General features: G+C 44.2%; 20 protein-coding genes. 4 read left to right on the top strand and 16 right to left on the bottom strand.

Going from position 1 to position 25984, the window contains the following annotated elements; genetic code table 11:
- The first annotated feature begins 12 nt into the window (after positions 1 to 12).
- Together dapB and dapD are read left to right on the top strand one after the other, a co-directional pair.
- Complete coding sequence (dapB, locus tag IAE45_RS06600) at positions 13 to 768, top strand: 4-hydroxy-tetrahydrodipicolinate reductase (RefSeq protein WP_005233953.1); 756 nt, start codon at positions 13 to 15, stop codon at positions 766 to 768.
- Between the two features lie 12 nt (positions 769 to 780).
- Entirely contained in the window at positions 781 to 1494 is a 714-nt protein-coding gene (dapD, locus tag IAE45_RS06605; RefSeq protein ID WP_005233952.1) for a 2,3,4,5-tetrahydropyridine-2,6-dicarboxylate N-acetyltransferase, read from the top strand.
- 140 nt (positions 1495 to 1634) lie between these two features.
- Here the strand turns inward: dapD and IAE45_RS06610 are convergent, their stop codons facing one another.
- The 8 genes from IAE45_RS06610 to IAE45_RS06645 form a co-directional block, all read right to left on the bottom strand.
- Positions 1635 to 2588 carry a DHH family phosphoesterase gene (locus IAE45_RS06610; protein ID WP_200125516.1) on the bottom strand — a complete coding sequence of 318 codons (954 nt, stop codon included), beginning with the start codon at positions 2586 to 2588 and terminating at the stop codon, positions 1635 to 1637.
- Positions 2589 to 2642: 54 nt separating this feature from the next.
- On the bottom strand, positions 2643 to 3974 hold the full coding sequence (locus IAE45_RS06615) for a DRTGG domain-containing protein (protein WP_005228249.1): 1332 nt from the start codon (positions 3972 to 3974) through the stop codon (positions 2643 to 2645).
- Positions 3975 to 4011: 37 nt separating this feature from the next.
- Positions 4012 to 4695, bottom strand: a complete 684-nt coding sequence (locus IAE45_RS06620; RefSeq protein ID WP_200125518.1) for a metal-dependent hydrolase — start codon at positions 4693 to 4695, stop codon at positions 4012 to 4014.
- A gap of 198 nt (positions 4696 to 4893) precedes the next feature.
- Entirely contained in the window at positions 4894 to 6333 is a 1440-nt protein-coding gene (locus IAE45_RS06625) for an MFS transporter (RefSeq protein ID WP_015510327.1), read from the bottom strand.
- Positions 6334 to 6575: 242 nt separating this feature from the next.
- A complete protein-coding gene (locus IAE45_RS06630; RefSeq protein WP_010749981.1) occupies positions 6576 to 8258 on the bottom strand; it encodes a ribonuclease J in 1683 nt (560 codons plus the stop codon).
- Between the two features lie 122 nt (positions 8259 to 8380).
- On the bottom strand, positions 8381 to 9433 hold the full coding sequence (locus tag IAE45_RS06635; protein ID WP_200125520.1) for an aspartate-semialdehyde dehydrogenase: 1053 nt from the start codon (positions 9431 to 9433) through the stop codon (positions 8381 to 8383).
- A gap of 304 nt (positions 9434 to 9737) precedes the next feature.
- Positions 9738 to 11525 carry a glycoside hydrolase family 13 protein gene (locus IAE45_RS06640; RefSeq protein WP_200125522.1) on the bottom strand — a complete coding sequence of 596 codons (1788 nt, stop codon included), beginning with the start codon at positions 11523 to 11525 and terminating at the stop codon, positions 9738 to 9740.
- Between the two features lie 160 nt (positions 11526 to 11685).
- Positions 11686 to 12171 (bottom strand): MarR family winged helix-turn-helix transcriptional regulator, encoded by a 486-nt coding sequence (locus tag IAE45_RS06645; RefSeq protein WP_008380390.1) that lies wholly within the window; start codon positions 12169 to 12171, stop codon positions 11686 to 11688.
- Between the two features lie 138 nt (positions 12172 to 12309).
- Here IAE45_RS06645 and IAE45_RS06650 point away from each other — a divergent pair, with 138 nt between their 5' ends.
- Complete coding sequence (locus tag IAE45_RS06650; protein WP_200125524.1) at positions 12310 to 14652, top strand: ABC transporter ATP-binding protein/permease; 2343 nt, start codon at positions 12310 to 12312, stop codon at positions 14650 to 14652.
- Between the two features lie 157 nt (positions 14653 to 14809).
- Positions 14810 to 16159: an Nramp family divalent metal transporter gene (locus IAE45_RS06655; RefSeq protein ID WP_200125526.1), complete on the top strand. Its 1350-nt coding sequence runs from the start codon at positions 14810 to 14812 to the stop codon at positions 16157 to 16159.
- A 43-nt stretch (positions 16160 to 16202) separates the two neighbouring features.
- On the opposite strand, the gene IAE45_RS06660 is transcribed toward IAE45_RS06655, so the two are convergent.
- The 8 genes from IAE45_RS06660 to IAE45_RS06695 all read right to left on the bottom strand — a co-directional run bounded on the left by IAE45_RS06660 (position 16203) and on the right by IAE45_RS06695 (position 25916).
- The gene (locus IAE45_RS06660) at positions 16203 to 17426 is read right to left on the bottom strand and encodes a DUF1015 domain-containing protein (RefSeq protein WP_200125527.1); all 1224 of its coding nucleotides are present in this window, start codon (positions 17424 to 17426) and stop codon (positions 16203 to 16205) included.
- On the bottom strand, positions 17426 to 18610 hold the full coding sequence (locus tag IAE45_RS06665) for a phosphoglycerate dehydrogenase (RefSeq protein ID WP_200125529.1): 1185 nt from the start codon (positions 18608 to 18610) through the stop codon (positions 17426 to 17428). Before IAE45_RS06665 ends, IAE45_RS06660 begins: the two co-directional genes overlap by 1 nt.
- Positions 18611 to 19690, bottom strand: coding sequence for a 3-phosphoserine/phosphohydroxythreonine transaminase (gene serC, locus IAE45_RS06670; RefSeq protein ID WP_005228215.1), 1080 nt, complete (start codon positions 19688 to 19690; stop codon positions 18611 to 18613). It lies immediately after the preceding gene.
- 125 nt (positions 19691 to 19815) lie between these two features.
- The gene (locus tag IAE45_RS06675) at positions 19816 to 20742 is read right to left on the bottom strand and encodes an alpha/beta fold hydrolase (protein WP_200125531.1); all 927 of its coding nucleotides are present in this window, start codon (positions 20740 to 20742) and stop codon (positions 19816 to 19818) included.
- A 204-nt stretch (positions 20743 to 20946) separates the two neighbouring features.
- Positions 20947 to 22353, bottom strand: a complete 1407-nt coding sequence (locus IAE45_RS06680; RefSeq protein WP_200125533.1) for a glycoside hydrolase family 43 protein — start codon at positions 22351 to 22353, stop codon at positions 20947 to 20949.
- 30 nt (positions 22354 to 22383) lie between these two features.
- Positions 22384 to 24177, bottom strand: coding sequence for a glycoside hydrolase family 2 protein (locus IAE45_RS06685; protein WP_200125535.1), 1794 nt, complete (start codon positions 24175 to 24177; stop codon positions 22384 to 22386).
- 18 nt (positions 24178 to 24195) lie between these two features.
- Entirely contained in the window at positions 24196 to 25029 is an 834-nt protein-coding gene (locus IAE45_RS06690; RefSeq protein ID WP_081117855.1) for a carbohydrate ABC transporter permease, read from the bottom strand.
- An 11-nt stretch (positions 25030 to 25040) separates the two neighbouring features.
- The gene (locus IAE45_RS06695) at positions 25041 to 25916 is read right to left on the bottom strand and encodes a carbohydrate ABC transporter permease (RefSeq protein WP_016612866.1); all 876 of its coding nucleotides are present in this window, start codon (positions 25914 to 25916) and stop codon (positions 25041 to 25043) included.
- Between the last annotated feature and the right edge of the window lie 68 nt (positions 25917 to 25984).

Genomic DNA, 25984 nt, shown 5'->3' on the forward strand with positions numbered 1-25984 from the left:
GAGGAGTTTTTGGTGAAACAGATTTTATTAAGCGGTGCAAACGGTCGCATGGGCAAAGTGTTGCAAAGCCTGATCGCAAAGCACCCTCAGTTAGAAGTGGCCGCCGGCTTGGATCGTACCGAGCAATTAGATGGTCCTTTTCCAATCTATGATCGTCCAGAAAAAATCACGCAGCCGATCGATTTGGTGATTGATTTTTCTCATTACAGCAATGTCCCTGCCTTGTTGAACTATTGTGTCGAACAGCAGCTGCCAATCGTGGTTGCTACAACTGGTTTGACGGAAGACACGCAGATGATGCTGCCGTTAGCTGCTAAAGTGATTCCGGTTTTCTATTCTGCCAATATGTCGTTGGGGATCAATGTGCTGATCAAAGCACTACAAAGTATCACCCCCGCATTAGAAGCTGACTTTGACATTGAGATCATCGAAAAGCATCATAATCAAAAACTCGATGCGCCAAGCGGTACAGCTTTGCTGTTGGCAGATAGTATCAATGACAGCTGTGAAACAAAAAAAGAGTATCTCTACGGGCGTGAAGGCAGTGATCTAGTAAATGACCGCAAGCAGATGGGCATCCATGCCGTTCGCGGCGGAACGATCCCTGGGGAACACATTGTCATCTATGCTGGGCAGGATGAAATCATTGAATTAAAACACACTGCGCTCTCCCGCGAAATCTTCGCCAATGGTGCGCTAAAAGCAGCGGAATTTTTAGCCGATCAACCAGCCGGTTTTTATTCCATGCAAAATCTAATCGACAAGTAAAGGTGGTCTCTCATGACAGAATTACAATTTTCCGATCCTTATCAATTAGCAAAATATATCAAAGAAGCAAATAAACAAACACCTGTAAAAGTCTATATCAATGGAGATCTTGGCGACGTCCAAGCAGATGGCATCCAATTGTTTGGTAACGGCACCTTCTATTTCGTGGTTGGTGACAGTCAAAAAGTAGCTGAGTTTTTAACTGCGCACCAAGACAAGATCACCGATCACTATCTGGAAAATGATCGTCGCAACTCAGCGATCCCTTTGTTAGACTTGACGAAAGTCGATGCCCGTATCGAACCAGGTGCCTTTATCCGCGACCAAGCCATCATTGAAAAAAATGCCGTTATCATGATGGGGGCCGTGATCAACATTGGTGCCGTCGTTGGTGAAGAAACCATGATCGACATGGGTGCGATTTTAGGTGCCCGGGCAACCGTTGGGAAAAAAGCCCATATTGGCGCTGGTGCTGTCTTGGCTGGCGTTCTTGAGCCACCTTCAGCAAGCCCAGTCATCATAGAAGACAATGTTTTGATCGGTGCAAATGCCGTCGTCCTTGAAGGTGTCCGTGTTGGCGAAGGTGCAGTCGTCGCTGCTGGTTCTGTGGTGACTGAAGATGTCCCTGCTGGAGCAGTCGTTGCTGGCTCACCAGCCAAAGTCATCAAAATGAAAGACGAGAAAACGAAAAGCAAAACCGAATTTTTAGATGATCTACGGGGCTAAGCCGTGCTTTTCTCAAATATAAGCAAAAAACGCAGTGCCGGTTCAGTGATGAGCCTGCGCTGCGTTTTGTCTAAAAAAGGGCATGCCGAAAGCTTTTGGCACGCCCTTTTTTTTATTGGCAAATGTTCTTGTGAAAGTGTTTATTCTGCTTGAAATTCTTTGATCGCTGCTTGGATCTCTTGATAGATTACTGCAACTTCTTCAAGGTCTTTTGCGTTTGCTCCACTGGCAAGGGGATGTCCGCCGCCATGATGACGTTTGGCGATCTCATTGATCACTGGACCTTTCGAACGCATCCGCACTCGGTAATAGCCTTCTGGTTGTTCGACAAAGATCGCCCAAGCCAGCACCTCATCGATTTTCCCTGGTAAGGAAACGACTGCTGAGGTTTCCGAATCCACTACGCCAAAACGCTGCAGCAATTCTTGTGATAGGATCACTTTGCCAGCACCAATCTCATCGATTTCGATGTTTTCGTAGACATACCCTGAAAGGCGGGCAACACTGCGAGAGACTTGATCCAATTGCCGATTGATCTTCGCTGCATCAAAGCCGTAATCCAATAGTTCAGCCGCTAAGCGCAGGGTTGTCGCTGTCGTTGCCGGATATAAAAACCGTCCAGTATCACCAACAATGCCCGCATACAGTAGACGAGCCGCTTCTTGCGTCATCGTCAGCTCGTTTTGAAACATTTGCCAAAATGAAACGATCATCTCACTACAGCTGCTGGCTTTCGTATTGACCCAGACCAGCTCTCCGTAAGGTTCATCATTAGGGTGATGATCGATTTTGATCAATTTCGCCCCTTGATCATAGCGTTGGTCACTGACCCGTGGTGCATTGGCCGTATCTGTAACGATCACTAGTGCCCCTTTATACAAATCATCAGGGATCGTCTGCATCAGCGCCAAGTAATCCAATCCTTCAACGGGTCCGCCGACTTGATAGATTTCTTTTTTTGGAAAACTAGCTCGTAAAATTTCTGCCAACCCTACTTGTGATCCTAATGCATCTGGATCAGGGCGTTGGTGCCGATGGATAATGATTCGGTCGAATGTTTTGATTGTTGCAAGTATTTCTTCTTGTACCTTCATGAATGGTCTCAACTTTCTCTCTAAAATTTTTCCATAAGTGCCGTTTTCGATGATTTATGGGCGTTCCATTACTTGGCATACCACGATCGCTTTTGCCACTAAGGAATTTTCGATCGATACTTCAATATCGATTTTCGCCGAACGTCGCCCCAGTTCTAGAATCTTCGGTTGAATGATGATCTCGCTTTCTAATTGGATCAAACGGAAGTAATGCAGATTGACTTGTTCGATCCAGCTATTGCGTCGTTGATTCAACTGCATCGTACGTTTCGCCGTATTAGCGATCACTTCACTCAAGACACCAAAAGAGATCGTTCCGACTTCATTGACCATTTGGGGCGTCACCGCAAAACTGAAATGCGGCTGCGGCAATTTGTTTCCTTCAAAATCTTGTTCGATAACTTGCATCTGTCCCGAGATTTGGTCAGAAATCGTATCTGAAATTTGCGTTTGTCGTTGGACCATCTGCATCGCTTTCATGATGTCTTGGCGTGTGACAATCCCAATCAAAGAAAGGTCATCTGCTACGACGGGCATCACTTCTAAGCCATCCCAAATCATCTGATGGCTGGCAGAGGCCACACTCATCTCTTTTTTTACGACCCGGGGTTCCCGGGTCATGATTCGTTCGATGATCTGCGTGTCAGGCTTTTCTAGGACATCTTTGGCTGTGATGATCCCAACGACCCGCATATTCTTGTTGACAACTGGATAGCGGGAGTGATTGGTAGACTCCGAAAGCAGTTTGTAATCCTTGACCGTATCAAAGGTGTGCAGATACTTGGTTTTTTCCAATGGCATATAAATGTCACTCACCAGCATGATGTCCTTTTTGATCAGCTGGTCGCTCAAGGCACGGTTGATCATCGTTGCCACGGTAAAGGTGTCATAGGTCGTTTGTAAAATCGGCAGCTCCAATTCGTCTGCTAAGCGACAGATTTCCTCTGAGGTTTCAAAGCCCCCCGTGATCAAGACGGCTGCGCCATCTTCCAGTGCCAACTTGTGGACTTCGTTACGGTTTCCGACGATCACTAAGGAACCAGGCGTGATGTAGCGTTCCATTGCCGATTCCTTCATGGCGCCGATAACAAATTTGTTCAAGTCTTTGTCTAAACCGGCTGCGCCGCCCAAAACATCGCCTTCAATGATTTGGACGACTTCGCCGAAAGTTAGTTTTTCAATGTGTTTCTTTAGTTTCCGTTCAATCCGAATGGTTCCCACACGTTGGATCGTTGAAACCAAGCCGATATTTTCCGCATCTTTGATCGCCCGATAGGCTGTTCCTTCACTGACATTCAAGTCTTTTGCGATTCCCCGCACCGAGATGCGATCGCCTACAGGCAGATTCTCGATATGCGCTAAAATCAAGTCGTGTTTTGTCGCCATAATTATCCCCTATTCCTACTACGAATCTTCCTGTTGCTTAAACTTCTAATGTCTCACCGACTGCAAGGATCTGGCCCACACCTGCCGGCAATAAATTCACGAAGGTTTGCGGATCTTGCTTGATCATTGGAAACGTATTGTAATGGATCGGTACTACTTTGCTCGCGTTTAAAAGCGCCGCTGCTGTTGCAGCATCTTGAACGCCCATCGTAAAATTATCCCCGATCGGTAAAAACGCCACATCGATGTCGAAACGTTCACCGATCATCGCCATATCGCTAAAGAGGGCAGTATCGCCAGCGTGGTAGATGGTTTTGCCTTCTGCTTCTAAAATGATTCCCACTGGATTGCCCATATAGATCATCGTTCCGTCTTCTTCAAGACCAGAGCTGTGTTTCGCTTCCACCATTGAGATTTTGCCAAACGGAAACTCAAAAGAGCCTCCCATATTCATGCCATGCGTCTCAGCAACGCCTTTGCGGGCTGCATAGCGGCAAATTTCAACGACACTGATCACTGGTGCTTCATTTCTTTTGGCAATCGACACCATGTCCCCAATATGATCGCTATGACCATGCGTGATCAAAAGCCAATCGGTTTCTACTGTGTCTGCATCCAAATCAGTCAGAGCATTTCCAGTAATAAAAGGGTCAAACAACAATTTTTGGCCATCCGCTAATTGGATAGCAAGCACCGAGTGTCCGTGATACGTAAGTTTCATACAACATTCCCCTTTCCATCTAAGTAATACAGTCTAATATTTTTCATTATAACAGATAACGCCAGAAATCCAAAAGCACAAATTCTGGCAGCTTTATTACATCCGTCCTTTTTCTGGTTCTTGTCAAGAAAAATAAAAAAACTGTTCTACCCTTTCTGAATAAGGAATAGAACAGTTCGACCTGATGACTTCAAGCGATCATAGCGTTTTCTTACGTCCACCTTGTTTATAGATGCGCCAGACTGTTAAGAATAACGCCGTGATACAAAGAAGGAACGCCCCAAAGAAGGTGATTTTCATGCCATAGGCAAAAATATCTGCCCGACCTGCGATATAGGTCGTCACATGCTTCCCATAGGCTTGACTCATTGCGGCATAAAGAATCGTCGTTGCTAAGGATATCCCTAAGACCATGCCCAAGTTACGGGCAAAGGAATTTAGACTACCTGCCACCCCAAGATTTTCTTTGGTGACGCTGCTCATCACCATCGTATTGTTGGGGGATTGGAACAACGAATTGCCTAACCCCATGATGGCAGTAGCGACGACATAGTACCAAATCGGCGTATGCTGATTCATAAACATATACATCAGCTGAGTGATGGATAGTAACGCTAAGCCAGCTAAGACCAAGATCTCCGGTCCTACGCGGTCCGTCAAATACCCGCTAAGTGGTGAACCAATGACCATCATCAAAGGAAAGACCATCATCAGCATTCCTGCCACGCTCGGCGTTAAGCCTCGGGCACTTTGCAAGTAAAAGGGAATCACGACATTGACAAAAAAGTTTGCAGAAAAGATCAGCAACGCCGTAATCAGGCTCATGGTGAAAATTTTATTACGAAAGATCCCAAAGGTAATCAGCGGTTTGCTCACACGCGCTTCTACTCGCAAAAAGACGATGAATGCCACTAAGGCGATCCCCACCAACAGCAGCGGCAGCCACGTTAGAAAGCCACGCTCTTGTCCAAGAAAAATGCCGCCGAAGAAGCTAATAATTGCAATTGAAAACAGCACAAACCCGGTTTTATCGATGGAATCATGACTCATGGTGATATCTTTTGGCAACACCTTTTCTCCAGCAATCATCGTCAGAATACCGACAGGAACATTGATCCAAAAAATAAACGGCCAAGAAAAATGCGCCAAAATCACTCCGCCTAATCCAGGACCGGCGATGGAGCCTAACGAAACAAAGGCACCGATCATCCCTAAGGCGCGTCCTCGTTCACTCATAGGAAAGACTTCGGTAATAATTCCGGTATTCGTCGCCATTGTCATGCTAGCACCGATCGCTTGCACCACTCGGGCAAATAGCAGAAATGCTAAGGAGTGATTAAACCCGCATAACAGCGAACCGATAATAAAGATCAGCATCCCCAAGCGGAATACTTTGATTTTGCCCCAACTGTCCCCTACCTTACCGAATAATAAAAGGCAGGCACAAACGATCATCAAGTAGACGGATACGACCCATTCCGCTTGATTCATAGGTACACCCATATCTGCTGAGATCGTCGGCAATGCGATATTTACGATACTCCCATCCAATGTTGACATAAAGGTAAACATCGAAACAGCAATGAGAATCCACCACTTTCTCTGTTGTACTACGGGATTTTCTTGATAACTATTCACAAATCGACCATCCTCTCTTTGCTTGTTTTGTTCCTCTAGTCTTAGGGGGACAACTTTGTATTATTGATCGAAATCCATTCGCCGTCAATCCTTATCTGCTCATCACGACCAAAATAAAGGTCATTTTGTAAAAAAACCGCCGCTTGTTTTCTTGCACAAAAAAAGACAAAAGCTTCGGTGAAAAGAAATCGGCCGTCAAACGGCTATTCTTTCACCTGCTTTTGTCAGTAGGTCAAAACGAATTATTTACGGTTGCGATTTCTTTGGCTTGATTCCATGATGACCGGCAAGATGACTGGACGGCGTTTGGTTTGTTCAAACAAGAAACGACTCAAACGATCACGGATATCTTGTTTCAATTTGCTCCATTCAAACTCTTCATCATGAAGGTGTTTTTCTACGATTTCTTCTACGATCTCGCCACTTTCACGAATCAGGTCACGGCTGGCTTTCACGTAGACAAACCCGCGAGAAGTGATTTGAGGGGCAGAAATAATTTTCTTTTCACGACGATTGATCGTCACTACCGCAACGAAGATTCCGTCTTCAGATAAGACTTTGCGGTCTCGCAGGACGATATTCCCAATGTCACCGACACCGATCCCATCGATCATGACGTTTTCAGCTGGAACCGCACCTGCGGCAAGCATTTCGCCTTTTTTGTATTCTAACACATCTCCACGTGCAGTAATGAAGATATTTTTCATCGGAATCCCGACTTCTTGCGCCAAGTCCACATGGGCGGCTAATTGGCGGTACTCGCCTTGAATAGGGATAAAGTACTTCGGCTTCATCATATTCAACATCAGCTGCAGATCATTCGGGTTGGCATGACCAGAAACACGGAAATTATCCGAGATCTGTTTTACGGTACCGCCAGCGCGATAGATGATATCTTCCGTTTTCGCAACCACCGTTTCCATTGCCGTTGTCGGCGTCGTTGTGATGTAAACAAGATCTCCTTCTTTGATGCGCAGCGTCCGGTGAGAGCCGTTGGCCATTTTTTGCAACGCTTTGATTGGTTCACCCATACGACCTGTTTCTAAAATCAGCAACTGTTCGTCTGAGTATTTTTTCATTTCTTTTTGGGTGATCAGCAAGTCTTCGGCAGGTAATTTTAATTTCCCTAACTTCATGGCCGTTTTGATGATCCGACCAAAATCTTGCCCGGTCAAAACGACTTTGCGATCAGAACGAAACGCCGCATCTAATACTTGTTGCACCCGTTGCAAATTGCTGGCAACACTAGCGACGATGATTCGACCTTCCCAGTAACGGATATTGTCGTAAACTTCATCTTGGATCGTCAATTCAGAAGCGATCGGCGTTGGATTTTCGGCATTTGAAGACGTGCTTAGCAATGCTAAGACGCCTTCTTTTCCAATTTCCGCTAAGCGGCCAAAATCGGTTTGATACATAGGGATCGCTGTTTGGTCAAACTTGAAATCTCCTGTATAAACGATATTGCCAGCTTCTGTTTTGACGCTGATCCCAACAGAATCAGGGATAGAATGGGTCGTACGGAAAAAGCTGATGGTCGCATGACCAAAGTCGATCTCCGAATGTTCATCGATCACATGAAAATCTTTGAAGCGCTTGGTAGCTTCATTTTTATTCACGGTCAATTTTGCTAATTCGATCGTTAACTCGGTCCCAAAGACCGGTACTTGGATATTCTCCAAGAAATAAGGCAATGCACCAATCGCATCTGCATGCCCATGGGTTAAGAAGACACCCGCCACACGGTCGGCATTTTCTTCTAAATATGTGAAGTCTGGAATCACTGTATCGATCCCTAATAATTCATTTTCTGGATAACGGACACCGCAATCCAGCACAAATATATCCTCGCCAACTTCAGCAATGTACATGTTCTTTCCGTTTTCGCGTACACCGCCAAGAGGAATGATTTTTATCGTTTCCACTTTTATTCACCTCTTAATTTTTTTCTACTGTATTATTTCCCAAGCATAAGCCGTCCCTATTATTATACAACAAAAAAAAGAAAAGCGTGGCATTCACCACACTTTTCTGAAAAACTTATGGTTTACACATGAACTAATCCTTGCTGATGCAGGCTTTCGGCGATTTGAACAGAGTTCCATGCCGCACCTTTCAGCAAATTATCAGAAACGACCCATAAATGCAAGCCGTTTTCGACATCCAAATCTTTGCGAATCCGACCAACAAAGGTTTCCGTTTTGTCCACACTGGTCAAAGCTTGCGGGTACACTTGTTGACTCGGATCATCTTGCAAGACAGCTCCTGGCGCTTCGCTGATCCACTGCCTAACTTCCTCAACACTGGCATGGTCTTTGGTCTCGATATAAATCGACTCCGAATGACCGCTAAACACAGGGATTCGCACACACGTAGCTGCTACTTTGATCTGCGCATCTTCCATGATCTTCTTCGTTTCATTGATCATTTTCCACTCTTCGTAAGTATAATCGTCTTCAGCAAAGACATCGATTTGTGGCAAGGCGTTAAACGCGATTGGGTAGTGCTTTTTATCGCTGCCTGCTGGTAAAATCTCAGGGTTTAGTTCATCAGCGGCTTTTCCGGCTAATAGTTCTTGAGATTCACGAGTCAATTCAGCCAAGGCTTGTGCGCCAGCACCTGAAACTGCTTGATACGTTGAAACCAAGACCCTCGATAAACCGACTTTTTGACGAATCGGTTCTAATGCCACCATCATTTGAATCGTTGAACAATTCGGATTGGCAATGATTCCTTTATGTTGCGCTAATGCATGAGGATTCACCTCAGGAACGACTAGAGGAACATTCGGATCCATCCGAAAATGACTGGTATTGTCGATTACGACTGCACCGTGTTTGACTGCTTCTGGAGCAAATTGTTTTGAAATGCCACCACCGGCACTGAACAATGCAATATCGACGCCCGCAAAGGAATCTGCGGTCAGCTCTTGAATAACGAGCGGTTTATTTTTGAACACAAGGGTCTTCCCAGCAGAACGTTTGGATGCCAACAACGTTATTTTTTTGATCGGCAACGTGGTCTTCTCCAACATCTCAATCATTTTTGTTCCTACTGCGCCGGTAGCTCCGACAACTGCTATGTGATACCCTGTACTCATCAAATCACTCCTCGAATAAAAATACATTTTTACTAGTTTATCATATCTTGTAAAAAAGAAAAGGCCTTTCGTGGAAAGAAGCGTAAAAAGAAGGCAGAACTATCTAAATTTTCTATCGTTTTCCCCGTTTCAGGAAAAAACTACCTATATTTAAGGGTTATCATTTGTCACATTTAGGTGTTATAGGATATAATACCGACAGAAGGAATTTTGGGGAAGATTCTTTCCAACGTGCATGGGGAAATTAAAAATACCCAAAACATTGAATGAGGCAAGAATTGCATATGCAATTCTTGCCTCATTTTTATGCTTCATTCGATTCTTCGTTATTTACTTTCACGATAGCAAAGCCTTTGTTATCGATGATCATCGTCTCATCTTCCAGTTGGACAAACTGTTCCATCAAAATTGAATCAGGACGAGAGAGTGTAAGTTGGTCCTCGCCAGTGTTGAAAATACCGATGATCCGCTGTGCCCCCAACTCTCGTTCGAAAATGATCAGGCCATCTTCTTCCGAAACCCAGTTCCAACTCAAGGAACCTTCAGATAAGACTTTTTGGTTGTCTTTGCGTAGTTTGATCAATGACTGGGTGAAATGCAGCAAATCACGATCTTGCTTTTCCTCATCCCAAATCATACATTTACGACAATCCGGATCCATATCACCGGTCAAACCAATCTCATCGCCGTAATACAGGCAAGGAACGCCTTGTTGCAGATACGTAAAGGCCATCACTTGGCGCATCAAGTCTTTGTCTCCCCGAGCCAAAGTTAACAAACGCGGGGTATCATGAGAATCCAAAATATTGAACTGCACTTGGTTGGTTTGCTCCCGATACAACATCAGCTGGTTATTTAATTCCGAGACCATTTTCGTCATGGAGATCTCGTCTTTGACAAAATATTCAATAATTGCATCTGTAAAGGCGTAGTTCATCACTGCATGAAACTCGTCGCCTTGTAACCAGCGTTGAGAAGAATGCCAAATTTCCCCAAGGATATAAAAATCATCTTTGGCCTCATCACACACTTGGCGGAATTTTTTCCAGAAGTGATGACTGACTTCATTGGCAACGTCCAAGCGCCAAGCATCGATATCAAACTCTTCGATCCAATAACGAGCGATCTTCAACAAATAATCTTGCACGTCGGGATTTTCTGTATTGAGTTTTGGCATATGCGGCGTAAAGGCAAACACATCATAGGTGATGTCATAGGCATCTTCAAAGTTTTCCCCTTCTTTGTAGTTGACAGGAAACTCATTGATGTGGAACCAATCAGCAAAGGGCGAATCTTTGCCGTTTTTGATGACATCTAGCCATTGATGCGAAGTATCCCCCATATGATTGAACACAGCATCTAGCATGACTTTGATACCGCGTTTGTGGCATTCCTCCACTAAGCGTTTAAAGGTGTCGTTATCCCCAAACGCTGGATCGATGGCTAAATAATCGATGGTATCATACTTGTGATTCGAATAGGCCTCAAAAATCGGACAGAAGTAGATTCCATTGATGCCTAGATCGACGAGGTAATCCAAATGATCGATGACCCCTTGCAGATCCCCGCCGAAAAAGTCTTGGCGATCGGGATTTTTTGAACCCCATGGCAATACACCTTCTGGATCATTTGATGGGTCCCCATTTGCAAAGCGTTCAGGGAAGATTTGATACCAAACGGTTTCTTTTGCCCACTCGGGAATTTTGAAACGATCGGCTTCTTGGAAGTAAGGCATCCGAAAATAATTGTTGTTCATTTCTAAATATTGCTGCTCAAAAGGATAGACCCCGTGGTCTCCATAAAAGACATGCAACCCATCGTAACTTTCGATGGAAAAGCCGTAAGACAAACGGCGGAATTCTGCTCCGACCGATACTTGCCAATAATCATGCAAATCCGTGGAAAGAATTTTTTGCATTTCAATTCTTTGTTGGTACCACGCTTCTTTATATAGTGTGTAAGGATCACCACAAAGCAGCTGGACATGGCGGACGTCTTGACGGGCGGTACGCAAACGGATATGCATTTTATCCTTCTCGTACAAATACGCAAATTCACTTTCGGGACGATGATAAATGGCAGTAGTATTCATAGCAGACTCCTTTGACTTGTTTGATATACTCATTGTCGCACAAATCAGAAGTCAAAACAAGAGGAAAACGCAATCGGTTGCTTTATCTAAAAAATCGATAATATAAGTCAATATGAAATTAATTCAGTAATTAAAAAGCAAACGATTGCTTCACCCTTTTTTAATCAAACGGTGTCTTCTTCTCACATTGATTGCCAGTCCGTAAAATGTCATATTTCCGCAAGATCCCCACTGCTTCCGTCAACGACTGACTCAACTGCTGGATATCTTCCACAGCCATTTGAGCGGTTTTGGCATTCAAGCGGTCTTCCACTTGTTTTTTCTTTTGGACAAACAACTGCTTCCCAGCTTCTTCCAAATAAACATTGACGTTGCGACGATTGACGCCGTTGGTTTTGCGTACCACAAAGCCAGCCTTTTCCAACCCCGAGATCGAACGACTGATTTGGACTTTTGACGTACCGATTTGCTGGGCCAACTCGGACATCGTGATTCCTTCATTACTAGAGATCACCACGAGTTCCAAGATTTCCATTTTGGTCAATTTTAAATCTTCCAGACCGATTTCTTCAAACAATATGTTTCCCATCAGCGAAAAGATCTCCGCAAATACCGCCATATTGAATGTTCCTAACGCTTTTTCCATACTCTCCCTCTTTTCTGTCTTTAGTTTAGTATAAATTATTTGTTTAAACAATGATAATCGTTGATTTTTGTTAACCATTATGATAGCGTGGTTACATAATGAAAATAATCGTGAAAACGGCAAGAAAAGAGTGACAGCATGTTAGAATTAAAAGATATCAAGAAGTATTATACAGTTGGCTCCAGTACTACGAAAGCCCTCGACGGCGTCACCGTCGCCTTTCGTAAACAAGAGTTTGTTGCCATTTTAGGGCCAAGCGGCTCTGGGAAAACAACCATGTTGAACGTGATCGGCGGCTTAGATAATTACGACTCTGGTGATATGATCATCAATGGCAAATCAACGAAATCCTTTAAAGATCGTGACTGGGATGCCTATCGGAACAATTCGATCGGCTTTGTCTTCCAAAGCTACAATTTGATCAGTCATTTAGGCATCATCGACAACGTCGAGCTTGGGATGACCTTGAGCGGTGTGTCAAAAGAAGAAAAACGCGCAAAAGCAACCGATGCTTTGACGCGTGTGGGCTTAGCTGAACATATGCACAAAAAACCAAATCAGCTTTCTGGTGGTCAAATGCAGCGGGTAGCGATCGCTCGTGCCTTAGCAAATGATCCTGATATCCTTCTTTGTGATGAACCTACAGGTGCCTTGGATTCAGAGACCAGTGTCCAAATCATGGAACTGATCCAAGAACTATCAAAAGAAAAATTGGTCATCATGGTTACCCATAATCCTGAATTGGCCCACAAATACGCTGGACGGATCATTGAGTTCAAAGACGGACGAATCATAAAAGATTCAACCCCCCATGTCGAAGGACAAAAGAAAGACCAATTCGAATTAAAGCACACAAAAATGAGTTTCATGACGGCCTTACGTTTGTCGTTTAACAATATCCGCACCAAAAAAGGGCGCACCTTCTTGACAGCCTTTGCTTCTAGTATCGGAATCATCGGAATCGCCATTGTTTTGTCACTGTCAACGGGATTCCAAAAACAAATCGACAATACCCAGTCAGAAACATTAGCTCGTTTTCCGATCACGATCTCACAAGTGGCCACTGAACAAGATCCATCAGCGATGGGTACGCGGGATAAATCGGAAGATTTCCCTTCAGATAAAGAGGTCACTGCCAAATTAAGTGATACGGATCGTGCAACTCATATCAACAAAATCGATCAAGAGTTTCTCGATTACATCAACGACATTGATCCTGAATTAAGCAACAATATCGGCTACACTCGTTCAACTTCATTGAATCTTTTCCGCAAGATCGATGATACTGTGGAACAAGTCAGCTTCTCCAACGCATCACCTGACAATGAACAGACCAATGCCATGATGTCTGCCATGAGTGCCTCCACCGGGATTGGGGTTTCGACTTTCCCCGAGCAGTTATCAGAGGATAACGGCAATTTCTTAAAAGACAACTACGACCTTTTAGAAGGCAGCTACCCAAGTGCTAGCACAGATGTCGTTTTGATCGTCGATGAAAACAACGTAACGAATGTCAATGCATTGATCAATCTCGGTTTTGACATTGAAGATGGCGACAAGGTGTCCTTCGACGATATCGTGGGAACAAAAATCACATTGGCGTCTAATGATGCCTTTTACACCGAATTACCAACTGGAAACTTCATTCCAAATCAAGATTTAAATGACGTTTTCGATAACAGTAACAACAAAGAATTAACGATCAGCGGAATCTTACGTATCAAGCAAAACTCTACGATGAACTTGCTTTCAACCGGCATTGCCTACAGTGATGCCCTCGCGCAAGAAGTCATCAAAGAAAACCAAGACTCAGCGATCGTCCAAGCCCAAAAAGATAGCGACACCAACGTGATGACGAATGAACCCGTTGACGAAAGTGCCAAAGATTCATTGATCGCTTATCTTGGCGGCAGTGATTTACCAAACAGCATTATGATCTATCCAAATGATTTCAGTGCCAAAGAAAAAATCCTTGATTACTTGGATGACTTCAACAAAGGCAAAGACAAAGAAGACCAAATCGTTTATTCCGATTTAGCCGGTACGATGACTCAATTGACTGGTGGCTTGATGGATGCGATCACCTATGTCTTGATTGCTTTTGCAGGCATCTCCTTGGTAACCAGCATGATTATGATCGGTATCATCACTTATACCTCTGTACTAGAACGTACGAAAGAAATTGGGGTCTTAAAAGCATTAGGTGCTCGTAAAAAAGACATCACCCGCGTCTTTGATGCCGAAACCTGTATTTTAGGGATCGCTTCAGGGGCTTTAGGTGTCCTAATTGCTTGGTTAGCTACATTCCCGATCAACGCGATCTTATATAGCATGACTGATCTCGAAAATGTTGCTCAATTAAATCCGGTTCACGGCCTGATCTTGATTGCCGTCAGCACCGTCCTAACCATGATTGGCGGCCACATTCCAGCTCGAATGGCAGCGAAAAAAGATGCAGCGATCGCTTTACGCGCCGACTAATTTTATAAGAAAACCCAACAGACAGCAGCCATTCCTTTGGCTGCTGTTTTTTTGTCCTTTTCTTCCGACCTCCAAAAGGTTTCTCTTGAAAAATTCATAAATGAGGAATACAATAGATTTGTTTTTAGGTATACCTAAAAAGATAGGACGTGAAACGATGAATGATGAAAAAAAATTGATCCAAGCGGCCAACGGTCCTAGCTTGGAAGAAATAAATAATACAGTTGCCATTCCAAAAAACGGCAGCTTTTGGCGCAATCTCTTAGCGTTCTCTGGTCCTGGGGCATTGGTAGCCGTGGGCTATATGGACCCAGGAAACTGGATCACCTCGATTGGTGGCGGTGCTGAATATGGCTATCTCTTACTTTCTGTGATCTTGATTTCCAGTTTGATCGCTATGCTGCTGCAATACATGGCAGCCAAGCTAGGGATCGTGACCCAGATGGACCTTGCGCAAGCAACTCGTAAACACACCAGCAAAGGCTTAGGCTTTGTCTTGTGGATCGTTACCGAATTGGCTATCATGGCAACGGATATCGCGGAAGTGATCGGAGGAGCGATCGCTCTCAATCTACTATTCGGCTTACCTTTATTAGTTGGGGTCATCTTAACGATTTTCGATGTCCTGCTTCTGCTCTTTTTAATGAAATTGGGTTTCCGAAAAATCGAAGCGATCGTCATGACACTGATTTTGGTCATTATGCTGGTCTTTTGTTACGAAGTCATTATTGCTCAACCAAATTTGCCTGCTGTCTTGCAAGGCTTTATTCCCCAAAAGCAAGTCTTGAACCATGGGCAGCTGACAATGGCGTTGGGGATCGTTGGTGCGACTGTGATGCCCCATAATCTCTATCTGCATTCTTCGATCTCCCAGTCACGAAAAATCGATCGCAGCGATACCCAAGAAGTGGCAACGGCCGTGCGGTTCGCTACTTGGGATTCCAATATCCAATTATCCGCTGCGTTTTTGGTCAATTGCCTGCTTTTGATCTTAGGAAGCGCCTTGTTCTTTGGTCATAGTGAAGAAGTCGGCACCTTCTCCGCGCTGTTTGATGCATTGCAAGATTCCGCCATTGCTGGTGCTGTCGCCAGTCCAGTCTTGAGCGTTCTGTTTGCCGTGGCGCTCTTGGCATCTGGTCAAAATTCAACGATCACTGGGACACTGACGGGGCAAGTCGTGATGGAAGGATTTATCCATATGAAGATCCCTACTTGGGCGCGACGTTTGATCACCCGTGGCTTATCGGTGATCCCCGTCTTGCTTTGTACGATTTACTTTGGCGGCAACGAACAAGCCTTGGACGATCTGCTGATTTATTCGCAAGTCTTTTTAAGCATCGCCTTACCCGTTTCGATGATTCCGTTGGTTCTTTTTACCAGCTCAAAAAAAATCATGGGGGAACGCTTCAAGAATCCGCTATGGGTCTCTACCTTAGGCTGGATCTGTGCCATTGCACTGACGGTCTTGAATGTCCGCTTGATCATCGAAACACTCGGCAACTTCTAATAGCGAAAAAAAGCTTACGAGGCAGCCTCGTAAGCTTTTTTGGTTAATTCGTTTCTAAATCATGTAAAAACAGACCGCTCAACAGTTTTGGTTCAAACCAAGTTGATTTTGGCGGCATGATTTCTCCCGCATCGGCTACTGCCAAAAGATCGGCCATTTGCGTTGGATACATGGAAAAAGCCAATGTCCATTCTCCGCTATCCACCAAACGTTCCAATTCTTCTGGACCACGAATCCCGCCGACAAAATCAATGCGTTTGTCTGTCCGCACATCTTGGATCGCGAAAATATCAGCCAGCACGTATTGTTGTAAAAGCGACACATCCAGCTGTCCTACCGCATCTTGCGGCACAGCTTCCGGTTTGATGGTCAACTCCCACCACGCATGGTTTAGGTACAGATGAATCGAACCACGTTGCGCTGGTTTCTTCCTTGTAGTTTCTCGAATCGTAAAATGCTGGGCTGCCTGCTCAAAAAAGGTATCTGGCACTGGTACCCGCAAAACCCGATTGTATTCCCAAATCGCTAATTCATTTTCTGGGAATAAAATCGCTAAAAAGCGGTCGCTTTCTTGACTGCTTTGGCCATCGGCTCGCTTTTGCAAGCCGACTTTGACTGCTGACTCTGTGCGGTGATGCCCATCCGCAATATAAAGGGCATCTACAGCTTGAAACTGCTGGGCAAAAGAGGCGACTAGCGCTGGATCATCGATCAGCCAAACACGATGTTGCACTTCATGATAGCTGACAAAATCATAGATTGGTGCATGCTCTGCTTGCCACGCATCGATCGCTTCTTTGACTGCTGCTGGTTGGCGATAGCTCAAGAAAATCGGACTTGTATTGGCATCACATGCCAGAATATGATTGATCCGATCGATTTCTTTTTCTGGACGGGTAAACTCGTGTTTCTTGATTTTCCCAGCGACGTAATCATCGATCGAGGTACAGGCGACAAGCCCAGTTTGGCTTCTACCAGCCATCGTCAATTCATACAAATAATATGCGGGCGCCGTTTCTTGAATCAACCAGCCTTCTTCTTGAAAAGATGCAAGATTTTCCGCCGCTTTTTGATACACCTGTGGATCATAAGGATCGATTCCTGGCAAGTCGATCTCCGAACGGTCGACGTGGAAATAGCTGTAAGGATTGCCTTGCGCAAACGCTGCGGCTTCTTGTGAATTGACCACGTCATACGGTAGCTCGGCCACTTTTTCTGCCAATGAGGCTTCTGGACGAATGGCTTTAAACGGAAATACTTGAACCATTAATACCCAACCTCCTGATTCTTGATGACCCGTACACGAACGATATTTTCGTTCTCCCGCAGTTTATCGGCTAATTGATTCAATAAGGCTTCATCTTCAGAAGCGACATCGGCTAGGGTGTAAGCAAAGTCTTCCCGTCCACGATTCAGCATATTGTCGATATTGATTCCAGATTCCGCAATGATCGATGAAATCTGACCTAACATATTCGGTACATTGCGATTGATGATCGTCAGACGATAAGGCGAATGAAAAGCCATCTCAACAGTTGGAAAATTCACTGAGCGCTTGATGGTCCCAAATTCCAAGAATTTTTTCAATGTTCGGGCTGCCATCTTGGCACAGTTGACTTCAGCTTCTTCTGTTGATGCACCTAAATGCGGCAAGACGAGGACTTTTTCATTGTGCAGCAATTGTTCATCCGCAAAATCAGTCGTATAGCCCGCTAGACGGTCAGCTTTTAATGCACGTAAAACGGCATCTGTATCGACGATTTCTTTACGAGAAAAGTTGAATAGCTTCGTTGTTGGTTTCATTTTCGCAAGTTCGGCTTCCCCGACGAGATGATGCGTGTTTTCCATTAGCGGCACATGAACCGTAATAAAATCACAGGTTGAAAAGACTTCCGCAATATCATTGGCACGCTTGACCCGACGAGAGATCGTCCAAGCAGTATCCACTGATACGTAAGGATCATAACCGACTACTTCCATCCCTAGACGATAAGCATCGTTGGCGACCATCGCTCCAATAGAACCAAGGCCGATGATTCCTAACTTTTTGCCTTCTAACTCTGTTCCAGCAAATTGACTTTTTTGCGCTTCTGCTTGTTCTTCCACATTATCACCGCTCAAGGTTTGCACCCATTGGGCACCTCGTAAAATCGGACGGACGCTTAAGAGCAGACTAGCGATCACTAATTCTTTGACCGCATTGGCATTGGCACCTGGCGTATTAAAGACGACGATCCCTTTTTCAGTACATGCTTTGACGGGAATGTTGTTGGTCCCAGCCCCTGCACGGGCAACACCTAAGACACTTTCAGGAAAAGCGTAATCGTGCAATTTCTGGCTGCGCAGCAAAATCCCTTGCGGTTGGTCGCTTTCGTTGATGACATACTTTTCTTTTTCTAAACGCTGTAATCCTTCTGGTGCGATCGCATTGAATGTTTTGATTTGGAACATTTATTTGACCTCCGCTTCAAATGATTTCATAAAGTCGACTAACGCTTGAACGCCAGCTAATGGAAAGGCATTGTACAAGCTTGCTCGCATTCCTCCGACGGAACGATGCCCCTTCAGGTTCTCAAAGCCAGCTTTAACAGCTTCTTCATTGAAGCGCTGATCTAATGCTTTATCCCCTGTCACAAAAGGAATATTCGTTAGTGAACGGCTGTCAACAGCCACAGGACTACTGTAAAGAGCAGAGGCTTCGATCGTTTCGTATAAAAGCGCCGCTTTTTGGCGGTCTTGTTCTAAAATTGCAGGAATGCCGCCTAATTCTTCCAACCATTCAAAAACCAATTTAGCAATATAGATAGCATACGTTGGTGGTGTATTGTACAATGAGTCATTTTTAGCCTGTAGACGATAATCCAGCATTGGAGCGAAAACAGCATCATCATTGAGTAAATCTTCTCGGATGATCACTACCGTCAACCCTGCAGGACCAATATTCTTTTGGGCCCCAGCATAAATCACACCGAAGTCTTCTACGCGATAGTCATTGGCTAAAATATTTGAGGACATGTCTGCTACGATCGGCACATTGCCAGCCTGCGGAATCGTTTGAAAGGCCGTCCCTTCAATGGTGTTGTTCGTGGTGATATGCAAATAAGCCGCTTCTTGATCGATCGCATCCTCTGAAATTTCTGGAATATAGGTAAAATTTTGATCCTCACTAGAGGCAACAACTTCCACCGTCACGTTTCCAAGCGCTTTTGCTGCTTCAATAGCTTTCTTCGACCAAGAACCGGTATTTACGTATAAGGCTTTTTTGTTTTGTGCAAGATTCAAAGGGATCATACTGAATTGGAGACTCGCGCCGCCTTGTAAAAACAGTACCTGATAGTTTTCAGGAATTCCCATTAATTTTCGTAAAAGTGCTTCTGCATCTTTAATGATCGCTTCAAACAAGGAGGATCGATGACTCAGCTCCATAACGGACATCCCACTTCCGCGGTAATTCAAAAGTTCGGATTGTGCTTTCTCCAATACGGGACGGGGCAATACGGCAGGACCAGCTGAAAAGTTATAAACTGTCATACAAAAAATCTCTCCTTTATGTTAGATGTGAAAATCATTATAACAGATAGCCGAAAATGAAAAAAGCCTTAAAAGAGAAAATAATTTTGAATTTTCAGAAAAGACTACCAATTTCTTAACGTTCGTCATTTCGGCATTTTTTCAAACAGCCAGCGAGAAATTTCATTGTAAACGATCTCGCGGTTGCGCTCATTCAAAATCTCATGACGTCCCTGCTCAAGCAAATACATCGTCACGTCAGCATTTTGCTTCAGCTGATGAGCCAATTGGCGGACGCTTTTGCCATAGTGACCAACAGGATCGTCTGCACCTGAAATCAAGAGCAGCGGCAATTCTGGGTCAATCCTGCGCAGTTGATCCGGATCACTGGCAGCTTGCGTCAATGTAAAGAGATCCTTGTAAGCCGCTAAGGAAAAATGAAATTGGGTGTAAGGGTCCTTCAAATAGCGATCCACTTGCTGCGGATCACTGGTCAACCAGTCCTTGGCGGTTCGATTGGGACGAAAACGCCGGTTGTGCTGACCAAAAACTAGCTGTTCCATTACGTGATAAGGCCATTGCTGAGCGGCAAACGGGCGCAACAAGTTCGTGACAAGTTTGCCTCCTTGCATCAGCGCAGCTTTTTCCATCGTGGTGCCCATGATGATCGCTCCTGTCAATGGATATGGCTGACTAAACAAATAATTCCGCAAAACCAGCGATCCCATACTGTGACCTAAGATAAAGTATGGTCGGTCTGGATAGCAAGCAGCGGCGTACTGATGGACCACTCCCACATCTGCCACTAAATATTTGGCGCCCTCTTTTTCACCAAAATGACCATAGGCCTGTGTTTCTTTCACGGATTGCCCATGCCCTAAGTGATCATGACCGACCACCGCATAGCCTTGCGCAGTTAAACATTCCGCAAACTCGTGGTAACGTTCAATGTGTTCGATCATTCCGTGGACGATTTGCACGACTGCTTTTGGCTGTTCTTCTGGCAGCCACGTTTTGACAAAAAGCTGATCCTTCCCATTTGATGAAGTCAGCTTTTCTTGATTCATCCTCATAGTTTGCACCTCTTTTGCTTTTTCTTTTCTCTCCGCCAAATAAAACGGTTGTTTTCTTTATTATACATGGAATTTTAGGCTATGGCGGTAGGAGTTGGGAATTTTCGAGGACGAAAAAATCCTGCCACATTGTCTAAAGACAAAGTAGCAGGAGTCAAACGATCATTCCCCATCGCTTGGATTGGAAAACTTCCTCACTATTTTTTATTTGAATTTGACGAGTTCTAAACGATCAATACTTAGCGTATCCACCCCAATCTCAGACGAAAGGGTGATTTCCTGCGCCCCTTTCGGTAACTTCATGCGGACTTGTAGCGGTTGATAATATTCGGAAGGATAGACATCCACCACGTGGCTTGCTTGTTTCGTTTCAATCCTGACCTGAATGGGGTCATTTAAGGAGAGGTAATCAGTGGTTTTGACATAGGCAATCACTAGAAATTCGTCTGCTTCTTCAATCTGCGGGGTAAAGATAATTTTGTCAGTCGTTGATTCAAAGCCTTGGACGACTTTTTTCGAGAGTGCTGCCTCATCTTCGACAAGCACTAAATCGCCTTCCAGCAAAGCACGGCTAGCAGTTAATCGCAGTCGATTCGGCTCAGCTTTCGGCAACGCTTGAACATGCCATTCATCCAAAGGAGCTTCCAGCAGAATTTTATCCTCTTGATCCCAACCAAACTTTTGTAAGCGGATCGAACGGTTCCAGCCCGAATGATCCCACCGAGCAGCATGATAAATCAGCCAGTCTTCAGAACCGTCTTTTGATTTGGCAAATCCATTATGACCAGGTCCATAGACAGTGTTTGTCTGTTGGAAAATCGGCGCTGGTTCCTTTTGCCAGTTCGCTCTTTCTAGCGGATCATCAGCCACATCTAAGGTCATAAGACCAAGAGCGTAATCATTGTCCCAGCTTCCACTGGCAGAGTATACCAAATTGACTGTTTCGTCTTTGATCATCACTTGAGGGGCTTCATTGATCAATGGTGTTTGCCGCATTTCCCATTCATATTCTGGTTCTGAGATCAGCCGTTTCTCCCCAATCACTTCCGTAGGGGAGGCCATTTCCGCTAAATAAAGATTTTGCGCAACATTTTCATACCCTTCCCAGCCCGACCAAAGGAAATAGCGTTTGTCATTGATCTCTAAGACTGTTCCATCAATCGCAAATTTATCATCCATCCCTTTGATCTCTTCCAATTGCCACTCACCCATGTAAGGATCTTTCTGATGATTGACTAATGCGTACATACGATGTGTTTCTGAAGGGCGATTAGCCGCGAAATACATCACCCAGCGATCATCTAAGTAATGAAGCTCAGGTGCCCAGATACTTTCAAATTCTGCTGGCATTTCCCAGATGATCTTTTTTTCCCCAGCAGCAACGTGAGAGAGGTTTTCAGCACGCCAGAGCGTTAAATTATTCCCAGTCGTTTTGGTATAATAAAAGAACGCTTCCGTTTGTAAGATCCAAGGATCTGCCCCATTATTATCGATAATTGAAGTAAAATCGGACACTTCTTCCCCTGGATCAGTTCCAGTGCTACAACCGGTTATCATAAGCGCAGCAATCAAGATACTTACTCCACTGAGCCAAGCTGCTGATTTCCCCATCGGACATCGCCCCTTTCCTTACCAATCATTTTATTCTATCTGTGGTGGATGAAACTGCTCATTGATCTCTTTAATCGCTGCCAAATCAACTTTTGGTTGGCGGTCATAGGTCAGTAATCCATTGATTTCTTGTTCAACATCTGTCAACTGAGTGTAGCAATAGCCCCAGAGCCCGACAGAATCATAAACAGCTGTCATGATTCGCTGATAATCCTTCAAGAAATCTTGTTGATTTTCCACTGAGGTATAGCCCCAACCGGGTTGCCCCGAAACATCGAAGCCAATACCGCCAAACTCGGTCAATAAAATAGGCTGATCCTGATAAGAAAATCCTCCAGCGAAAATCGGCCATGGGGTCGATACTCGATTCACCAATTTTTCTCTCGTGCTGAGACTGTCTTTGAAGTATAGATATTTTTGCCGCTCAGATTCTTGCCCATGCGCATAATTATGAATCGCACAAATATCTGTCTCTGTCATCGCCCAACCATCATTTGAAATAACCAACCGTTGCTGGTCTAACGAATGGATAAAGTGATACATCGCTTGAGAAAAATGCTGTTGCTGACGATCAAATGAGATTTTTGGCACACCCCAGCTCTCGTTGATTGGGACCCAAGTAACGATCGAAGGATGACTATAATCTCGAGTAATGATTTCTGCCCACTCTTGCATCAAGCGCGTTACCGAAAGATCGGTATAGATTGCCGGCGCCGCACACTCTCCCCAAACAAGAAATCCTAATTTATCTGCCCAGTATAAAAAGCGTGGGTCTTCTGTTTTTTGGTGTTTCCGGCAACCATTGAACCCCATTTCTTTGGCCAATAAGATGTCTTGTTTAAAGTCCTCATCTGTTGGTGCAGTTAACAAGCCGCTCGGCCAATAGCCTTGATCGAGAACCAACTTCTGGTAGTAAGGCTTGTTATTTAAGTAAATCATACCGTTTTCTGTATGTATTTTACGCATACCAAAATAACTTTTTAGCTGATCGATGGCATTCCCTGCTTCTCTAAGCGTCAATTCAACATCAAATAATTGCGGCTTTTCAGGTGTCCAAGACCAGCCTTCGTGGTGAAAATTCGTCCGAAAAATTTCTTGCTGGAAAATATCAACTGCCAAACTCAACTTAGCAGTGATAAAGTCTGCCTTTCCGCTGGTAACTAAAGCACCTTTATAATAGATTTGATATTCTAAGACTACTTGCGGCTGTAACTGGTTCAGTTCTACATCGATCTTCACGGCGCCAGCATCAAAATCACTCGTAAATTTCACCTGTTTCAGATGGGTTTCGGCAACTACTTCAAGCCAGACTGGCTGCCAGATCCCTGTTGAGTTTGTGTACCAGATTCCTGCTGATTCTTCTTCCCAAAATTGTTTCCCCCGTGGAATGCTTTCATCAAAATGCGGGTCAAATGCTCGCACACTTAGTATTTGCTCTTGTCCAGATACTAAAGCATCCGTGATGTCTATATCAAAAGAGGTATGCCCTCCGCAATGATTTTTCACATGATTGCCATTGACAAACACATCTGCTTCATAGTCCACCGCCCCAAAATGCAAAAGGACACGACTTTTTTCAGGGACTTGCACATTGAAGGTCCGATAATACCATACAACGTCGTGCACTTCTCGATGATCAATGCCGCTCAATGCACTTTGATAGACAAAGGGAACATTGATCTTGTACGGATAGTTTGCTTCGTTTGTGTACCACTTTTCTTTTAAACCAAGATTTTGGTCATCAAAGGCAAATTGCCATTCACCATTTAAGCTTAACCAATTCTCTCTCTCAAATTGCGGTCTCGGATATTCTTCTCTACTCATATTTCCTCCAAAAACAAATTATTTTATGCCACTTTGCAACGACATTGACGCCATAAAACTCTTTTGCGCCACCAAATACAATAAAAAGGTAGGGATCAAAGCCAAGATTGCTCCAGCAGTTCCAATTCCCGGATAGGTCATGTATTGCCCTTGTAGCAATTGCAGCCCCGGTGTAATCGGCAATTTATCAATATCGTTTATCACGATCGATGGCCACAAGAAGTCATTCCATGAGCCAGTAAAACTAAATAACGCAACCACCGTCAATACAGGTTTGATCAACGGTAAAATGATATGATAAAAGATTTGAAACTCGTTGGCCCCATCGATCACAGCCGATTCATCCAATTCTTTAGGAATCCCTAAAATGAACTGCCGAACGAGGAAAATGTTATAAACACCTGCAGCCCCAGGAACGATGACAGCTAGAAATGTATTGGTCCAACCTAACGTATCAACGATTTTGAAATTCGGGATCAAATTAACCACCCCCGGAAACATCATCGTTCCTAACAATAGGGCAAAAATCAAATCTCTCCCCTTAAAGGTGAGTCGTGTATAGCCATAGGCTGCAAACGAGACGATCACCATAACCAACAGCGTATGTGAAGTTGAAATAATCATTGAATTCACAAACCAACGGAACACAGGAGAAGAATCATTGCCTTGTAACAAGCCCAAAAAGTTAGCCAGTGTCCAATCTTGCGGAATCAAACTGAACCCAACCTTTTGAATCTCTGCCTCCGATTTAAACGAGGTAAAAATTGCCCATATCAAAGGAAAGATCCAAATCACACAGACGATCGCTAGCAAAATAAAGGCAATTCTTTTCCCTAGTTTGTTTTCTCGCATCTTCTTCCCTCCTATCTTTCCATTTTTTTGATGACCATAAATTGCACAATCGAAACTGCCATGATTACAAAACCTAGTAAAATAGCCATCGCTGAAGAAATTCCTGCAACCGAGGTACTACTACCAAAAGCATTTTCTTGGATGTACATCATCAACACGCGAGTAGAATTGTTGGGGCCGCCACCCGTCAACATTAGTGGCTGACCATAAATATTAAACTGAGCGATGGTCGTCATGACCGTGGTAAAAACAAGCTGGTTGCGAATACTCGGCAAAGAAATACGGAAAAATTTCGTGATACTATTTGCACCATCTAATTCTGCTGCTTCTAACTGCTCTTTGGAGACGCCATTTAATGCAGCAACATAAATAATTAGATTCCCACCTAATGTCCACCAAATCGTCACGATCAAAATAGCGATCCATGCCCATGGTTGCGTGCCTACAAAATTGATGTCGATACCGAATACTTCTTTGATTGGCCCAAAAGATTTGCTCAAAAGGAACCCCCAAATAATCATGACGGCAGAGATTGCAAACAGTGTTGGCAGATAGAGAATCGATTGAAAAAAACGCATCATTTTTGGTTTAGCAGACAATGCAACCGCTAGCAACAAGGGAATCACAATACATAATGGAACGGAGATTGCCGCAAAAAACAGCGTATTTTTCATTCCATTAAAAAATTGCGTATGATACAACGAGTCTTGATCAAACAAAATCGTTTGAAAATTATCAAATCCGACAAAAATCGGTGTACTGAACAGATCCCATTCAGTAAAAGAAACATAGATCCCAATCACTGCAGGAACTAAAAAGAATAAAAGAAAAAGGAGCATATGCGGACCAATAAAAACGATCGGCCAGCCATTTAACCTTTTTTTCATCAATACCCATCCTTCCTTGTATTTCTAGTGCAGCTCTCAACAAGAAACGACTGTGACAGCCCTTTAAA

Source organism: Enterococcus sp. S53 (assembly GCF_016516865.1).
Taxonomy (GTDB): Bacteria; Bacillota; Bacilli; order Lactobacillales; family Enterococcaceae; genus Enterococcus_D; species Enterococcus_D innesii.

Coding starts and splice junctions, on each gene's coding strand:
- IAE45_RS06685 (WP_200125535.1), bottom strand. CDS start 24,177: ATGAGTAGAGAAGAATATCCGAGACCGCAATTTGAGAGAGAGAATTGG.
- serC (WP_005228215.1), bottom strand. CDS start 19,690: ATGACAGTTTATAACTTTTCAGCTGGTCCTGCCGTATTGCCCCGTCCC.
- IAE45_RS06690 (WP_081117855.1), bottom strand. CDS start 25,029: ATGCGAGAAAACAAACTAGGGAAAAGAATTGCCTTTATTTTGCTAGCG.
- IAE45_RS06620 (WP_200125518.1), bottom strand. CDS start 4,695: ATGAAACTTACGTATCACGGACACTCGGTGCTTGCTATCCAATTAGCG.
- IAE45_RS06645 (WP_008380390.1), bottom strand. CDS start 12,171: ATGGAAAAAGCGTTAGGAACATTCAATATGGCGGTATTTGCGGAGATC.
- IAE45_RS06695 (WP_016612866.1), bottom strand. CDS start 25,916: ATGAAAAAAAGGTTAAATGGCTGGCCGATCGTTTTTATTGGTCCGCAT.
- IAE45_RS06660 (WP_200125527.1), bottom strand. CDS start 17,426: ATGGTTCAAGTATTTCCGTTTAAAGCCATTCGTCCAGAAGCCTCATTG.
- IAE45_RS06610 (WP_200125516.1), bottom strand. CDS start 2,588: ATGAAGGTACAAGAAGAAATACTTGCAACAATCAAAACATTCGACCGA.
- IAE45_RS06665 (WP_200125529.1), bottom strand. CDS start 18,610: ATGTTCCAAATCAAAACATTCAATGCGATCGCACCAGAAGGATTACAG.
- IAE45_RS06615 (WP_005228249.1), bottom strand. CDS start 3,974: ATGGCGACAAAACACGACTTGATTTTAGCGCATATCGAGAATCTGCCT.
- IAE45_RS06650 (WP_200125524.1), top strand. CDS start 12,310: ATGTTAGAATTAAAAGATATCAAGAAGTATTATACAGTTGGCTCCAGT.
- dapD (WP_005233952.1), top strand. CDS start 781: ATGACAGAATTACAATTTTCCGATCCTTATCAATTAGCAAAATATATC.
- IAE45_RS06640 (WP_200125522.1), bottom strand. CDS start 11,525: ATGAATACTACTGCCATTTATCATCGTCCCGAAAGTGAATTTGCGTAT.
- IAE45_RS06655 (WP_200125526.1), top strand. CDS start 14,810: ATGAATGATGAAAAAAAATTGATCCAAGCGGCCAACGGTCCTAGCTTG.
- IAE45_RS06675 (WP_200125531.1), bottom strand. CDS start 20,742: ATGAGGATGAATCAAGAAAAGCTGACTTCATCAAATGGGAAGGATCAG.
- IAE45_RS06635 (WP_200125520.1), bottom strand. CDS start 9,433: ATGAGTACAGGGTATCACATAGCAGTTGTCGGAGCTACCGGCGCAGTA.
- IAE45_RS06680 (WP_200125533.1), bottom strand. CDS start 22,353: ATGGGGAAATCAGCAGCTTGGCTCAGTGGAGTAAGTATCTTGATTGCT.